Annotated in this window: 14 protein-coding genes; 1 reads left to right on the forward strand and 13 read right to left on the reverse strand. The window is 72.7% G+C overall.

The window, feature by feature from the left end; translation table 11 throughout:
• Nucleotides 1-164: 164 nt before the first annotated feature.
• The 6 genes from ACIP60_RS08745 to ACIP60_RS08770 form a co-directional block, all read right to left on the reverse strand.
• On the reverse strand, nt 165-854 hold the full coding sequence (locus ACIP60_RS08745) for an SDR family oxidoreductase (RefSeq protein WP_400681659.1): 690 nt from the start codon (nt 852-854) through the stop codon (nt 165-167).
• 11 nt (nt 855-865) lie between these two features.
• Nucleotides 866-1402, reverse strand: coding sequence for a TIGR00730 family Rossman fold protein (locus ACIP60_RS08750; RefSeq protein WP_400681662.1), 537 nt, complete (start codon nt 1400-1402; stop codon nt 866-868).
• A gap of 80 nt (nt 1403-1482) precedes the next feature.
• Nucleotides 1483-2616 carry a tRNA 2-thiouridine(34) synthase MnmA gene (gene mnmA, locus ACIP60_RS08755; RefSeq protein ID WP_400681664.1) on the reverse strand — a complete coding sequence of 378 codons (1134 nt, stop codon included), beginning with the start codon at nt 2614-2616 and terminating at the stop codon, nt 1483-1485.
• A 42-nt stretch (nt 2617-2658) separates the two neighbouring features.
• A complete protein-coding gene (locus ACIP60_RS08760; RefSeq protein WP_400681666.1) occupies nt 2659-4074 on the reverse strand; it encodes an MFS transporter in 1416 nt (471 codons plus the stop codon).
• 148 nt (nt 4075-4222) lie between these two features.
• Nucleotides 4223-4714 (reverse strand): MarR family winged helix-turn-helix transcriptional regulator, encoded by a 492-nt coding sequence (locus ACIP60_RS08765; RefSeq protein WP_100836270.1) that lies wholly within the window; start codon nt 4712-4714, stop codon nt 4223-4225.
• Nucleotides 4715-4811: 97 nt separating this feature from the next.
• Nucleotides 4812-5993, reverse strand: a complete 1182-nt coding sequence (locus ACIP60_RS08770) for a cysteine desulfurase family protein (RefSeq protein WP_400681667.1) — start codon at nt 5991-5993, stop codon at nt 4812-4814.
• A gap of 105 nt (nt 5994-6098) precedes the next feature.
• Here ACIP60_RS08770 and ACIP60_RS08775 point away from each other — a divergent pair, with 105 nt between their 5' ends.
• On the forward strand, nt 6099-6920 hold the full coding sequence (locus ACIP60_RS08775) for an IclR family transcriptional regulator (RefSeq protein WP_400681668.1): 822 nt from the start codon (nt 6099-6101) through the stop codon (nt 6918-6920).
• Here the strand turns inward: ACIP60_RS08775 and ACIP60_RS08780 are convergent.
• The 7 genes from ACIP60_RS08780 to ACIP60_RS08810 all read right to left on the reverse strand — a co-directional run bounded on the left by ACIP60_RS08780 (nt 6856) and on the right by ACIP60_RS08810 (nt 14548).
• Nucleotides 6856-7515 carry a trimeric intracellular cation channel family protein gene (locus ACIP60_RS08780; RefSeq protein ID WP_100836273.1) on the reverse strand — a complete coding sequence of 220 codons (660 nt, stop codon included), beginning with the start codon at nt 7513-7515 and terminating at the stop codon, nt 6856-6858. The two genes, ACIP60_RS08775 and ACIP60_RS08780, sit on opposite strands and share 65 nt — an antisense overlap.
• Nucleotides 7516-7560: 45 nt before the next feature.
• Nucleotides 7561-8340, reverse strand: coding sequence for a ferritin-like domain-containing protein (locus tag ACIP60_RS08785; protein ID WP_400681670.1), 780 nt, complete (start codon nt 8338-8340; stop codon nt 7561-7563).
• Between the two features lie 170 nt (nt 8341-8510).
• Nucleotides 8511-9422, reverse strand: coding sequence for a DUF6891 domain-containing protein (locus ACIP60_RS08790; protein ID WP_400681672.1), 912 nt, complete (start codon nt 9420-9422; stop codon nt 8511-8513).
• Nucleotides 9423-9538: 116 nt separating this feature from the next.
• Nucleotides 9539-10588, reverse strand: coding sequence for an ABC transporter ATP-binding protein (locus tag ACIP60_RS08795; RefSeq protein ID WP_400681675.1), 1050 nt, complete (start codon nt 10586-10588; stop codon nt 9539-9541).
• 28 nt (nt 10589-10616) lie between these two features.
• A complete protein-coding gene (locus ACIP60_RS08800) occupies nt 10617-11663 on the reverse strand; it encodes an ABC transporter ATP-binding protein (protein ID WP_400681678.1) in 1047 nt (348 codons plus the stop codon).
• Entirely contained in the window at nt 11660-12658 is a 999-nt protein-coding gene (locus ACIP60_RS08805) for an ABC transporter permease (RefSeq protein ID WP_400681680.1), read from the reverse strand. The genes ACIP60_RS08800 and ACIP60_RS08805 overlap by 4 nt, the downstream gene beginning before the upstream one ends.
• Nucleotides 12659-12778: 120 nt before the next feature.
• Nucleotides 12779-14548, reverse strand: coding sequence for an ABC transporter substrate-binding protein (locus ACIP60_RS08810; protein ID WP_400681682.1), 1770 nt, complete (start codon nt 14546-14548; stop codon nt 12779-12781).
• Nucleotides 14549-14567: the final 19 nt, after the last annotated feature.

Below are 14567 nucleotides of genomic sequence, written 5' to 3' on the forward strand. Positions count from 1 at the left end.
GGCCGGAACGGCCACCGAGCCGAGCACCAGAACGCCCGCAGCCGCTGCTATGCGCCTGTTGATGACTTACCCCCCAGAGCAGAAGTTCGGCAGATCCGAACGGGGGGATGGTTCCAGACTCGTACGTACACCGCAAGGAATTACCGCGGCGCCCCCGGTGTCGCCTACCGGCCGGGGCGGACGGTGATCTCGGTGATCTCCGCGTCGCGCGGCAGGTCGAGCGCGGTGAGGACGGCGGTGGCGACCGAGTCCGGGGCGATCCAGCGGTCCGGGTCGTACTCCTTGCCCTCCTGCTGGTGCACCTTCACCTGCATCGGGGTGGCGGTCCGCCCGGGGTAGACGGTGGTCACCCGGACGCCGTTGGCGTGCTCCTCCTGCCGCAGCGCGTCCGCCAGCGCGCGAACCGCGAACTTGCTGGCCGCGTACGAGCCCCAGGTCGGGTCGGCGCGCAGGCCGGCGCCGGAGTTGACGAACACCACGTGGCCGCGGGCCTGCCGGAGCGAGGGCAGCAGCAGGCGGGTGAGTTCGGCGGGCGCGACCGCGTTGACGTTGAGCTGGTGCTGCCACGCCTTGACCGGGGTCTCCCCGATCGTGCCGAGCTCGACCACGCCCGCGACGTGCAGCAGCGAGTCGAGCTCCACCGGCAGCGCCTGGTGGCCGAACGCCCAGGACAGCTTGGCCGGGTCGTCCAGGTCCCCGACCAGGGTCCGCGCGTCCGGGTGGCGCTCGCGCAGCTGGGCGGCGCGGCGGGCGTCCCGGGCGAGCAGCCACAGCTCCTCGCCGCGGGCGGCGAGCCGGTCGGTGACGGCGGCGCCGATGCCGGAACCGGCTCCGGTGATCAGGTGGACACCCATGGTGGTCTTCCTTACCGGGACTGGTGGGCGGACAGGTGGGCGAGCGCCTCGGCGGGCGTCCGGGCGAAGGCCACCAGCTCGGCGAGCGGGCGGGGCAGGAAGCCCTCGGCGTCCATCCGCTCCAGCTGGAGGCGCAGGCCGGTGTAGAAGCCCTCGGTGTCCAGGACGACCACCGGCTTGTCGTGCAGGCCGTGCTTCTTGAGCTCCAGCACCTCGGTGATCTCGTCCAGCGTGCCGATCCCGCCGACCAGCACCACCAGCGCGTCCCCGTGGGCCAGCAGCTCGGCCTTCCGGGTCGGCAGGTCCGGCATGGTCACCAGCTCGTCCGCCCCCTCGTACGCCTTGTGCCGCAGGAACTCCACCGAGATCCCCACCAGCCGCCCGCCGGCCTCCTTGACCCCGTCCGCGAGCTGCCCCATCAGCCCGGCGTGCGACCCGCCCCACACCAGCGTGTGCCCGGCCTCCCCGAGCAGCCGGGCGAACTCGGCCGCCGGGTCGGTGTACTTGGCGTCGAGGGAGTTGGCGGAGCAGAAGACCGTGATGTTCATAGTGCTCCCAGTCCTATCACCGCCCGGCCCGCCCGGGTCAAACCGATAACCGGCCGGAAAACCCCCGGTCCGCCGGGTCGTCAGACCGCGACGGCGCGTTCGGTGGCGGCGATGGTGGCCGAGCCGACCACCCGGGTGCCGTCGTAGAGGACCACGGCCTGGCCGGGGGCGATGCCGCGGGCGGGGGTGTCGAGGCGGACGTGCAGTCGGTCGTCGGTGAGGACGGCGGTGACCGGGACCTCCTCGCCGTGGGCGCGGAGCTGGGCGGTGTAGCGGCCCTCGCCGGTGGCCGGGGTGCCGCACCAGCGGGGGCGGATGGCGGTGAGGGCGTGGACGTCGAGGCCGTCGGCGGGGCCGACGGTGACGGTGTTGTTCACCGGGGAGATGTCGAGGACGTAGCGGGGCTTGCCGTCGGCGGCGGGGCGGCCCAGGCGCAGGCCCTTGCGCTGGCCGATGGTGAAGCCGTAGGCGCCGTCGTGCTCGCCGAGCTTGGTGCCGTCGGTGTCGAGGATGTCGCCGGGGGCGGTGCCGAGGCGCTCGGCGAGGAAGCCCTGGGTGTCGCCGTCGGCGATGAAGCAGATGTCGTGGCTGTCGGGCTTCTTGGCGACGGCGAGGCCGCGCCGTCCGGCCTCTTCGCGGATGACGTCCTTGGTGGTGTCGCCGAGCGGGAAGAGCGAGTGGGCGAGCTGTTCGGCGTCGAGCACGCCGAGCACGTAGGACTGGTCCTTGGCGGCGTCGACGGCGCGGTGCAGTTCGCGGGTGCCGTCGGGGTGGTCGACGATCCGGGCGTAGTGGCCGGTGCAGACGGCGTCGAAGCCGAGCGCGACCGCCTTGTCGAGCAGCGCGGCGAACTTGATCTTCTCGTTGCAGCGCAGGCACGGGTTGGGGGTGCGCCCGGCGGCGTACTCGGCGACGAAGTCCTCGATCACGTCCTCGCGGAAGCGCTCGGCCAGGTCCCAGACGTAGAACGGGATGCCGATCACGTCGGCGGCGCGGCGGGCGTCCCGGGAGTCCTCCAGGGTGCAGCAGCCGCGGGCGCCGGTGCGGAAGGACTGCGGGTTGCTGGCGAGCGCCAGGTGGACGCCGGTCACCTCGTGGCCGGCCTCGACGGCCCGGGCGGCGGCGACGGCGGAGTCGACGCCGCCGGACATCGCGGCGAGCACGCGCAGGCGGCCGGTGGACGGGGTGGTCGGGGCGCCGGGGAAGTCAGTCATGGTGCCTCCAAGCGTAACGGGGGTGCCCGGCGCCCTCGACGGTCAGTGCCGGACCAGGGCGGGGGAATCGGCGGCGGCCGGTCCGGCGGGGGCGGCCGGGCGGCGGTGCCGGGGCAGCGCGAGGGCCAGCAGCAGGGCGGCGAGCAGGAGCCCGGCGCCGGTGCCGAAGGCGAGGTGGAACCCGCCGACGCCGCGGTCGGCGGCCAGTGCGCTGAGGACGGCGACGCCGAGCGCGGCGCCGACCTGCTGGGTGGTGGTGAGCAGGCCGGAGAGCAGTCCGGCGTCGGCGGGGCCGGCCTCGGCCATGCCGAGGGCGGTGAGGGCGGTGGTGGCGAGGCCGAAGCCGGCCGCGCTGAGCAGGGTGGGCAGGACGTCGGCGGCGTAGTCGAGGCGGCCGGCCGGGAGCCGGGTGAGCAGGCCGATGCCGACGGTGAGCAGGGCCAGGCCGAGCAGCAGGGTGCGGCGTTCGCCGAGCCGGGCGATGGTGCGGGCGGCGAGCAGCAGGGAGACCGCGCCGATGGTGAGGGCGGCGGGCAGCATGGCCAGTCCGGTGGCCAGGGCGCCGTAGTGCTGGACCTGCTGGAGGTACAGGGCGAGCAGGATCTGGAAGCCGAACAGCGCGGCCAGCATGAGGAGTTGGATCAGGTTGGCGAGCGCGGTGGTGCGCCGGGCGAGGACCCGCAGCGGGAGCAGCGGGGTCGCGGTGCGGGTCTGCCGGAGCAGGAAGGCGGCGAGCAGGACGAGCGCGGCGGCGCCGGTGGCCAGGGTGCGGGCGGAGGTCCAGCCGGCCGGGCCGCCCTCGACGATGGTGTAGACGCCGAGCATCAGTCCGCCGGTGACCAGGACGGCGCCGGGGGCGTCGGCGCCCGCCCGCAGGCCGGGGCCGCGGTCGTCGGCCAGCAGGCGCAGGCCCGCGAGCAGGGCGGCGGCGCCGATCGGCAGGTTGATGAAGAAGATCCAGTGCCAGCCGAGGCCCTGGGTGAGGACGCCGCCGAGCACCTGGCCGATCGAGGCGCCGGTCGCGCCGGTGAAGCCGACCGCGCCGAACGCCTTGGCCCGCTCGGCGGGGTCGGGGAAGAGCGCGACCACCATGCCGAGGCCGACGGCGGAGGCCAGCGCCCCGCCGGCGCCCTGGAGGAAGCGGGCGGCGATCAGTGTCCCGGGGTTCGCCGCGAGGCCGCACAGCACGGAGGCGGCGGTGAAGCCGGCGATCCCGGCGAGGTAGGTCCGGCGACGGCCGAGCAGGTCGCCGAGCCGTCCGGCGAGCAGCAGCAGTCCGCCGAAGGCGACCACGTAGGCGTCCACCACCCAGGCCAGTCCGGCCGGTCCGATGTGCAGGTCGGCCTGGATGGCGGGCAGCGCGACGGTGGTGATCGACCCGTCCAGGATCACCATCAGCATCCCGGCGCACACCACCGCGAGGGCCAGCCAGCGGGCGCGGGACGAGTTCTCGGACATGGGTCTTCTCCCTCCCGGGGACGCGCGGGCGCGCTCCCCCGACAAGAGAGACCGTAGCAGATAGTTTCGTAATAGACGATCCAGAACGGAACGTACTCGCGGGCGACTCCCCGGCCTCCCCCCGGCCCGTCCCCGACCCGCCCCCGGCCTATCCCTGGCGGGACCGCCGCGGTCGGCGCACCACGCCCCCCTCGCCGACCATCGGGAACTCCGCCGCCTGCTGCAGCCGGTCCAGCGCGTCCACGAAGACCTGCCGCTCCCCCGCCGACAGCTCGCCCAGCGCCTCCCCGTGCACCCGGTCGACGATCACCTCGCCGCGCCGCACCAGCTCCGCGCCCGCGGGGGTGACCCGGATGACCTTCACCCGCCGGTCGGTCGCGGACGGGTGGCGCTCGGCCAGGCCGTCCCGCTCCAGCTCGTCGGCGGTGACCACCATGGTGGTCTTGTCCAGCCCGGCGATCGCGGCCAGCTGCGACTGGGTGCGCTCGGCCTCCATGGCGTGCAGCAGTACGCAGTGCTTGCGCGGGGAGCTGTCGATCTCGGCCAGGGCCAGCGACAGGCGGGTGTTCATGGCGTGCGCGGCCTGGGCCAGCAGCCCGGTGAGGTCACGGACGGTGCGCTCGGGCAGGGGTGCGTTCATGCCCCCAGCGTACGTCCCGAAGCAGAAGGTCCCGTCGCAAACGGAACCCCACCCGGACGGCCCGCCCGGCGGACGGCCCGCCCGGCGGACGGCCCGCTCAGCGCGCGGCGCGCACCAGCCCGGCCCGCCGGGCCCGCTCCACCGCGCCGGGCAGCGCGGCGGCCAGCGCCGCCACGTCCGCGGCGGTGGAGGTGTGCCCGAGCGAGAAGCGCAGCGAGGCGCGGGCCAGGCCCGGGTCGACGCCCATCGCCAGCAGCACGTGGCTGGGCTGCGGGACGCCGGCCGAGCAGGCCGAGCCGGTGGAGCACTCCACGCCGGCCGCGTCCAGCAGCATCAGCAGCGCGTCGCCCTCGCAGCCGGGGAAGGAGAAGTGCGCGTTGGCGGGCAGCCGCCCGTCCGCGCCCGGGTCGCCGTTGAGCACCGCGTCCGGCGCGGCCGAGCGGACCACGGCCAGCAGCTCGTCGCGCAGCGCGCCGGTCGCGGCCGCGTACCCGGGCTGCCGCTCGACGGCCAGCCCGGCGGCCACCGCGAACCCGGCGGCGCCGGGCACGTCCAGCGTGCCGGAGCGGACGTCGCGCTCCTGGCCGCCGCCGTGCAGCAGCGGGACGGGCTTGGCGGAACGGGCCAGCAGCAGCGCGCCGACCCCGTACGGGCCGCCGACCTTGTGGCCGGTGACGGTGAGCGCGGTCAGCCCGGAGTCCGCGAAGGAGACCGGCACCTGGCCCAGCGCCTGCACCGCGTCGGAGTGCATCGGCACCTCGAACTCGGCGGCGACGGCGGCGAGTTCGCGGATCGGCTGGACGGTGCCGACCTCGTTGTTGGCCCACATCACGGTGACCAGCGCGACCGTCTCCGGGGCCCGCTCGATCGCCTCCCGCAGCGCCTCGGGGTGCACCCGGCCGAGCGCGTCGACCGGCAGGTACTCGACCTCGGCGCCCTCGTGCTCGGCCAGCCAGTGCACCGCGTCCAGCACCGCGTGGTGCTCGACCGGGCTGCTGAGCACCCGGCGGCGGGCCGGGTCGGCGTCGCGCCGGGCCCAGTAGAGGCCCTTGACCGCCAGGTTGTCGGACTCGGTGCCGCCCCCGGTGAACACGATCTCGCTGGGGCGGGCGCCCAGCGACTCGCCGAGCGACTCCCGGGACTCCTCGACCACCCGGCGGGCGCGCCGCCCGGCGGCGTGCAGCGAGGAGGCGTTGCCGACGGCGCCGAACTGCGCCGTCATCGCGGCGACCGACTCGGGCAGCATCGGGGTGGTGGCGGCGTGGTCGAGGTAAGCCATAGCGGGAACCAGTGTAGGCGGCCGCAGAGTCACGATTTGGCCATTGCACCCTCTGCAACGCGCCGTTACCCTTCCGGCCACGATGCTGTGAGAGGGGAGAGGCCGTTGTCCCAGACGGTCGACCGCGCGCTGACCATCCTGGCGTCGCTCGGTGAGGGCCCGGCGTCGCTGGAGCAGGCCGCCGCGAAGATCGGCGTGCACAAGTCCACCGCGCTGCGGCTGCTGCGCACCCTGCAGGAGCACGGTTTCGTGCACCGGCAGTCCGACCAGCGCTACCGCCTCGGCGGCCGGCTGTTCGCGCTCGCCCACCAGGCGCTGGAGGGCATCGACATCCGGCAGGTCGCCGCCCCGTACCTGGCGGTGCTCAACGAGCGCTACGGGCACACCGTGCACCTGTCGGTGCTGGAGGAGGACGAGGTGCTGTACCTCGACAAGGTCGAGGCCAGGTACCCGGACCACGGCCGCAGCTGGCTCGGCGAGGCCAGCCGGATCGGCCGGCGGGCGCCCGCGGTGGCCACCGCGGCGGGCAAGGTGCTGCTGGCCGACCTGCCGGCCGAGAAGCTGACCGCGTTCCTGGCCGAGGTGGACTTCCCGGCCCGCACCCCGCAGTCGATCCGCGGCCCGGAGGAGTTCCGGGCCGAGCTGTCCGAGGTGCGCCGCCGCGGCTGGGCGGTGGACCAGGCCGAGTACCAGGAGTCGGTGAACTGCATCGCCGCCCCGATCGCCGGCACCGAGGGCACCGCCATCGCCGCCTGCTCGATCTCCGCGCCGGTCCGGATCGCCTCGGTGACCGAGCTGAGCAAGCTGCTGCCGGAGCTGCTGTGCACGGTGGAGGCGATCTCGCTGGCGTACGGCGGCTCGCCTACTCCTCGCTGGTGCGAGAACCGTTGCGGTGCCAAGCACGCGGTGCGCGCCAGCCGTACCTGAGCGCCAGCATCCGCATGGTGAACGCGACCACCGCGGCCAGCGAGGCGTTCAGCGGGGTCAGCCGCCCGATCCCGATCAGCACCGCCACCACGGCGGAGCCGACCAGCGCCGGGACGGCGTAGATCTCGCGGTCCCAGCGCAGCAGCGAGGGCGGCTCCATCGCCAGCAGGTCGCGGATCACGCCGCCGCCCGCGGCGGTCAGCATGCCGCAGGCCACCGAGGCGACCGCGCCGAGCCCGTAGGCGTGCGCCTTGATGGTGCCGGTGACGCAGAACAGGCCCAGGCCCGCGGCGTCCAGCACCATCACCGCCCGGTTGATCCGCTCCACCTCGGGGTGCAGGAAGAACACCACCACCCCGGCCACCAGCGGGGTCGGGAAGTACCCGAAGCTGGTGAACGCGGCCACCGGCAGCGCCCCGATCACCAGGTCCCGCAGGACGCCGCCGCCCAGCGCGGTCGCCTCGGCCAGCACGCAGATGCCGAAGATGTCCATGTTCTTGCGGACGGCCATCAGGCCGCCGGACAGCGCGAACACGAAGATGCCCACCAGGTCGAGGACCTGCTGGACGGTGTGCGGGAAGATCTCGGACGTCACCTGGTCAGTCTGCACGCCGTCCCCCCGCGGCCGGCCCCCGGGCGGTCAGGCGAACTGCTCGTGCGGCGCGGGCCCGCCCAGCGCGTTCAGCCGGGCCGGCATCCGCAGCGTGGTCATCCGCCGCCAGCCGCCCGCCCGTTCGTACCCGTACACCGCGTGGATGCCGGCCGCCAGCGCCGCCGACTTCGCCCGCGGCCAGCGCAGCAGCTCCCCCAGGTGCGCCATCACGGCCAGGCTGACGTCCCGGTAGGTGCGGATCTCCGCCCGGGCGGTGGACTGCAGGGTGTCCAGGATCGCCCGCCCGTGCCCGTGGTACGCCAGCCGCAGCAGCTCCTCGTGGCAGAACGCCAGGTGGTTGTCCTCGTCGTTGGAGATCATCCGCACCGCCCGGCCCAGCTCCGGGTGGTCGCCGAAGATCCGCTTCAGCATCAGCATCTGCTCGGCGGCGCGCTGCTCGGTCACCCGGCTGTGCGCCAGGTACGTGATGACGTCCTGCTCGGTCAGCGGCTCGTCCCGGCGCAGCCGGGCGTGCGCCAGGCCGATGCCCTGCCGCTCCAGGATCATCGTGTAGTCGGTGTCGTCCGGGACGTCCCGCTCGGTCAGGCCGCGCTTGTGCATCAGCGCCTTGAAGATCCGCCCGTGCTTGTCCTCGTCCGCGCCGTGCCGGGCCACCTTGGGGGCCAGCTCCGGGTCGGGCACCAGCCGGGCGATCCGGCCGTTCTCCCAGCCGCCCTGGTCCTCGCCCTTCGCGGCGATCGAGCAGAACAGCCGGAACGCCTGGTCGTCGTCGTGGATCTCCTGGAACAGACTGCGGGCCGACAGCATGGTGACCTACCCTCGCACGGGAGCCGGGACGTTCCGCTCCAGTCAAGGCACCGCCCCCGCCCCCGGCAACAGCTCCGGCCGGGTGCTGCGCCGGACGAAGGACAGCCTGCCCTGCGGGGGGCCAGGCCCTGTCCGGCCGGTCTTGCCGGGCGCGCGACGCCGGACGGGGCCTAGCCGACCAGCCGGCGCCGCCAGTCCAGGCCGGTCGCCCGGATCGCCCGCCCCGGGTCGCCGTCCCAGTCGGTCCGCAGGCCGACCGCCCGGACCGCCGCGACGACCTCCCGGCCGACGGCGGCAGTGGTCTCCGCGGAGTCGTCGAAGCCGCCGTAGTACAGCGTCAGGTCGCCGCCGTCGGCCACCGCCGCGGTGCCCTGGGAGTGGAAGTAGACGAAGCCCCGGGCCTGCGGGTTCTCGGCGCCGATCTCGGCGTTGCCGCAGTTGCGGCAGCAGGTGAAGTCCTCCCGGGCGGTGATCCCGGCCGCCTCCAGGGCCGCGAACGCCCGGGTCAGCCGCTCCGGGTCGGTCTCGCCCGTCCAGGCGCGCTGCTCGGCGACCCGCTCCAGCCACATCCGGTCGGCCAGTTGCCTGGCCTGGGCCTTGCTCACCGGTCGGTGCTCCCGGTCCACCAGGAACTCCTCCGCCACCTCGGCCGCCTGGTCCAGCGTCGCGTACCCGCCGACCAGCAGCCGCCGCACCTCGGCGACCAGGGCCTCCTCGTCCTGCCCGGACAGCTCCAGCGGCGCGGGCTCCGGGTCGGGCCCGAAGTCGATCCGCTCCCACTCCTCCCCCGCCGCCCAGTCGGCGTCCTGCCGGGCCCAGCCGATGAGCAGCTCGGCGACCCGCTCCGGCTCGGCCACCCGCGTCCGGTAGTGCCGGGACTGCGCGCCGTCCCGGTACTCGACCGTCAGGGTCTCGTCCTCCGGGCAGGTCTGGGCGTAGGTGTCCGGCAGGTCGGGCACCCGCTGGAGGACCAGGAAGGCGCCCGGCCAATGCGCCATGTCCTCCACCAGGTCGGCGAGTTCGTCCTCCGACACCCGCACCCGTACCACGTCGTCCTGGTCCCTGACCGCGATCTCCAGCATGGCCCCCACCCTGCCACCCGCCACTGTCAGGGCCCGGGCACGGCCGCGGGGTCCGCCCGGGGGGAGCGTCGGCTCTCCCCGGGCGGACCCCGCGGTCCGGAGGGTGTCGCGCGGCGCTACTCGGCCGCGTTCTCCGGGAAGTGGCAGGCCACCTGGTGCCCGGTCGCCACCGTGGCCAGCGGCGGTTCCTCGCTCGCGCAGACGTCCTGGGCCTTCCAGCAGCGGGTGCGGAAGCGGCAGCCGGAGGGCGGGTTGAGCGGGGAGGGGACGTCGCCGGTGAGCAGGATGCGCTCGCGGCGCTCCTTGCGGCGCGGGTCGGGCACCGGCACCGCGGACATCAGGGCGTTGGTGTAGGGGTGCATCGGCCGGGAGTACAGGGCGTCCCGGTCGGCGATCTCCACCACCTTGCCGAGGTACATCACGGCGACCCGGTCGGAGACGTGCCGCACCACCGAGAGGTCGTGCGCGATGATCAGGTAGGTGAGGCCGAGCTCCTTCTGGAGGTCGTCCAGCAGGTTGACCACCTGGGCCTGGATCGAGACGTCCAGCGCGGAGACCGGCTCGTCGGCCACGATCATCTTCGGGCGCAGGGCCAGGGCGCGGGCGATGCCGATGCGCTGGCGCTGGCCGCCGGAGAACTCGTGCGGGTAGCGGTTGTAGTGCTCGGGGCTGAGGCCGCAGAGCTCCAGCAGGTCCTGGACGGCCCGCTTGACGCCGTGTTCGGTCTTGACCTTCTGGAGGTGGAAGGGCGCGCCGACGATGGTGCCGATGGTGTGCCGGGGGTTCAGCGAGGAGTACGGGTCCTGGAAGATCATCTGGATGTCGCGCCGGTACGGCCGCATCGCCGCGACGCCCAGGTGGGTGATGTCGGCGCCCTCGAACTCGATCTTCCCGCCGGTGGGTTCGTCGAGCCGGGTGACCAGGCGTCCCATGGTGGACTTGCCGCAGCCGGACTCGCCGACCACGCCGAGCGTCTCGCCCGCGTTGACCGCGAAGTCGATGCCGTCGACCGCCCGCACCGCGCCGACCTGGCGCTTCAGCAGGCCCTTGGTGACCGGGAAGTGCCGGGTCAGTCCGGTGACCCTCAGCAGGGGTTCGCGGTCGGGCCCGGGCGCCTGGGCGGGCACCTTCGCGAGCTGCGGCACCGCCGTCTGACTGTCCGTCATCGCTGCTCTCCAAATGGGTGGTACGTGCTCACAGCCGGGGCGCGATCTCTTCGGTGAAGATCCGGTGGCGTTCGGCGATCGGCAGGTGGCAGGCGGCGTGGTGCCGGGGCGCGGCCTCGGCGAGCACGGGCACCTCGGTGAACGAGCGGCCGCCGGTGAGCTCGGCGTACGGGCAGCGCGGGTGGAACGCGCAGCCGGACGGCACGTTGATCAGGCTCGGCGGGGTGCCCTTGACCGGGATCAGCCGGTCCTGGAGCTCCCGGTCGAGGCGGGGCATCGAGCCGAGCAGGCCCCAGGTGTAGGGGTGCTCGGGGGATTCGAAGACGGCGGCGGCGGGGCCGCGCTCGACGGGCTTGCCGCCGTACATGACCAGGATGTCGTCGGCGAGTTCGGCGACCACGCCCAGGTCGTGGGTGATGATGACGACCGCCGAGCCGAACTCCTTCTGCAGGTCGCGGATCAGGTCGAGGATCTGCGCCTGGACGGTGACGTCGAGGGCGGTGGTCGGCTCGTCGGCGATCAGCAGCGAGGGGTCGTTGACCAGCGCCATCGCGATCATGGCGCGCTGGCGCATGCCGCCGGAGAACTCGTGCGGGTAGTTGTCGACCCGCTTGTCGGGCTGCGGGATGCCGACCCGGTCGAGCATCTCGACCGCCCGGGTGCGGGCCTGCTTCTTGGAGGTGCCGGGGTGGTGGGCCCGGTAGCCCTCGACGATCTGGGCGCCGACCGTGAAGTAGGGGTGCATCGCGGTCAGCGGGTCCTGGAAGATCATCGCCATCTTCTGGCCGCGGAGCCTGCGCACCCGCTCGGGGCCGGCCGCGATCAGCTCCTCGCCGTCGAGCCAGATCTCGCCGCTGATCTGCGGGGCGCCGCGCTTGGTGCCGGTGCGGTGCAGGCCCATGATCGACAGCGAGGTGACGGACTTCCCGGAGCCGGACTCGCCGACGATGCCGAGCGTCCTGCCGCGCTCCAGGTCGAAGCTGAGCCCGTTGACGGACTTGACCAGTCCGTCGTCGGTGGGGAAGTGCACCTTCAGGTCGCGGACGGACAGGAAAGGCTTGTCGGTGTCGCTCATGTCAGCCTCACCCGGGGATCGACGACGGCGTACAGCAGGTCAACCACGAGGTTGGCCATGACGATGAAGAACGCGGCGAACAGGGTCGCACCCATGATCACCGGGAGGTCGCTGGACTGGATCGAGGTGACCGCCTCGTAGCCGAGCCCGCGCAGGTTGAAGGTGTACTCGGTGAGGACGGCACCGCCGAGCAGGCCGCCGAGGTCCATGCCGAAGATGGTCAGGATCGGGGTCATCGTGGAGCGCATGGCGTGCTTGCCGATGACCACCGGCTCCCGGAGGCCCTTGGCGCGCGCGGTGCGGATGTAGTCCTCGCCGAGCACGTCCAGCAGGGTGGCCCGGCTGAGCCGGGCGTAGGTGGCGGCGAACAGGAACGCCAGGGTCACCCAGGGCAGCACCAGCCCCTGGAACCAGGACACCGGGTCGTCCGTGAAGTCCACGTAGTTGTTCGGGAACCAGCCGAGCTGGTTGACGAACACCGCCAGCGCGACCAGGCCGGTGAAGTACATCGGCAGCGAGACGCCGGCCAGCGCGACGGTCATGGTGATGCGGTCCAGCGCGGTGCCGCGGCGCAGCGCGGAGATGATGCCGGTGGCGGTGCCGAAGACCAGCCAGATCACGGAGGCGCCGACGGCCAGCGAGAAGTCGACGCCGACCCGGCTGAGCAGGAGCGGCCAGACCTCCCGTTCGGTCTTGAACGAGTAGCCCAGGCAGGGGGCTGCGCAGTGGGTGATGTCGGTGCCGGCGTTGTAGTCGCGGCCGACGAACACGCCCTTGAGGAAGAGCCAGAACTGTTCGACGATCGACTTGTCGAGGCCCATCTTGTGGCGGATACCCTCGACGGCCACCTTGTCCGCGATCTTGCCCACGTAGAGCATCGCGGGGTCGGTCCCGGTGAGCTTGGGCACCATGAAGAAGATGCCGAAGGTCACCGCGGCGACCACCAGCAGCATGAGGGCGACGTTGATCAGTCGCCTGACGAGATACACGAGCACTGCGGTCGGCCCTGCCACGGGCCGGCCGGGTCCCCCGGTGGGGGGAGTCCCGGCCGGCCCGGGCAGGGCCTTCACCTGCCCTTCGGGCTAGCGGTTCGAACTGTGAGGGGAAGGGTCAGGTCACTTGCCGTCGGAGACGCCGAGCGCCTGGAAGTCGACCTCGCCGTAGGCGTCGGTGATGTAGACGTTGGTCAGGCGCGGGTTGCGCCAGTTCAGGGCCTTGTCCGCCACGATCGGCAGGTAGTAGGCGCCGTCGACCACCTTGTGGTTGATCTTCTTGTACAGGTCGGCGGCCTTGGCCGGGTCGGTCTCCTGCGCGGCCTGGTCGAACCAGCCGTTGATCTCCGGGTCGTTGATCTCGGCGTAGTTGTTGTTGCCGTTGCTGGCGATGAAGCGGCCGTCGACCAGCGGCTGCAGGTAGCCGGAGCCGGTCGGGTAGTCGGCGCCCCAGCCCATCACGATCAGGCCGTAGCCCTTGGACTTGACCACGTCGGGCGCGCCGATCACCGAGGAGATCAGCTTGCCGTCGTACTGGTCGACGGTGACGTCGATGTTGGCGGCCTTGAGGGCGGTCTGCAGCGCCACCGCGGAGTTGACCTCCTTCGGCTTATTGCCGCGCACCGCGATGGTGGTCTTGAAGCCGTTGGGCTGGCCGCAGGCCGCCAGCTCCTCCTTGGCCTTGTCCAGGTTCGGCTTGCCCTTGGTCAGGCCGAACGGGTCGTAGTCGTCGGAGCCGAGGATGTTCGGGGGCAGCATCGAGCCGAACAGCGAACCGGCCACCGAGCCGCCGCGGGCGGTCTGCAGGGCGGTGGTGTCGGCCGCGTACAGCACCGCGTTGCGGCAGTGGATGTTGTCGAACGGGGCGACCGACGGGGCCATCGTGACGTACCGGATGAAGCCGTTGTACGGGTCGTCGGTGTTGGCCTTGAGGGCCGAGTCCTGGAGCACCTTGACCTGGGCGGCCTGCGACAGGCCGGTCTGGGCCCAGTCGAGGTCGGCGGTGTTCGCCAGCAGGCGGGCGTCCATGTCGTCGGCGTTGGTGGTGACGGTCAGCTTGACGACGTCCGGCAGCGCCTTGCGGAACGGGTCGGTGGAGGCGTCCCAGTTCTCGTTGCGGACCAGCTCGTAGCCCTTGCCCGGCTCGACCGACTTGAACTTGTACGGGCCGGAGGAGACCGGCTTGTCGCCGTACTTGGAGCCGGTGTCCAGCTTCTGCGGGACCGGGGCGGCGGAGCCCATGGCCAGCAGGTACGGGAAGTCCGAGTTCGGCTTGGCCAGGTGGAAGACGATGGTGGTGTCGTCCGGGGTCTCCACCGTCTTGAGGCCGAGCTTGTTCGGGTCGGCGTCGGTGTAGGGGCCCTTGTAGTCCTGGCCCTGGTCCAGCTCGTTGATCAGGTAGGTCGGGCCGCCGGAGACGACGTCCTGCGCGAAGATGCGCTCGATGCCGTACTTGACGTCCTTCGAGGTGATGACCGAGCCGTCCTCGAACTTCAGGCCGGACTTCAGCTTGAAGGTGTAGGTCTTGCCGTCGGCGGAGATCTCCGGCTTGGCGGTGGCCAGGTCGGGGACGAGGTTCAGGCCGTCCTTGCCCGGCTTGCCGTCGAAGGCCAGCAGGGTGCGGGTGTAGAAGCGCTCGTAGTTCCACACCGAGGCGTAGTACGCGCGACCGGGGTCGAGCGAGTCCACGTCGGTGGTGGTCCACAGGTTGAGGGTGCCGCCCTTCTTGTCGGACGGGTTCACCACCTTCTCGGCCGCCGCGTTGAACCCCGCCGAACCGCCCTTGCTCGCGTTGTCGCCGCCCGAGCCGCCCTTGCTGCCGCCGCAGGCCGCGGTGGTGAGGGCCAGGGCGGCCACCAGGGCGGCGGCCGCGAGGGTCCTGTTTCGCTTCATGGGTTGGGGAACCTCCAGA

Origin of the sequence: Kitasatospora sp. NPDC088783 (genome assembly GCF_044750705.1) — a bacterium.
Classification (GTDB): Bacteria; Actinomycetota; Actinomycetes; order Streptomycetales; family Streptomycetaceae; genus Kitasatospora; species Kitasatospora fiedleri.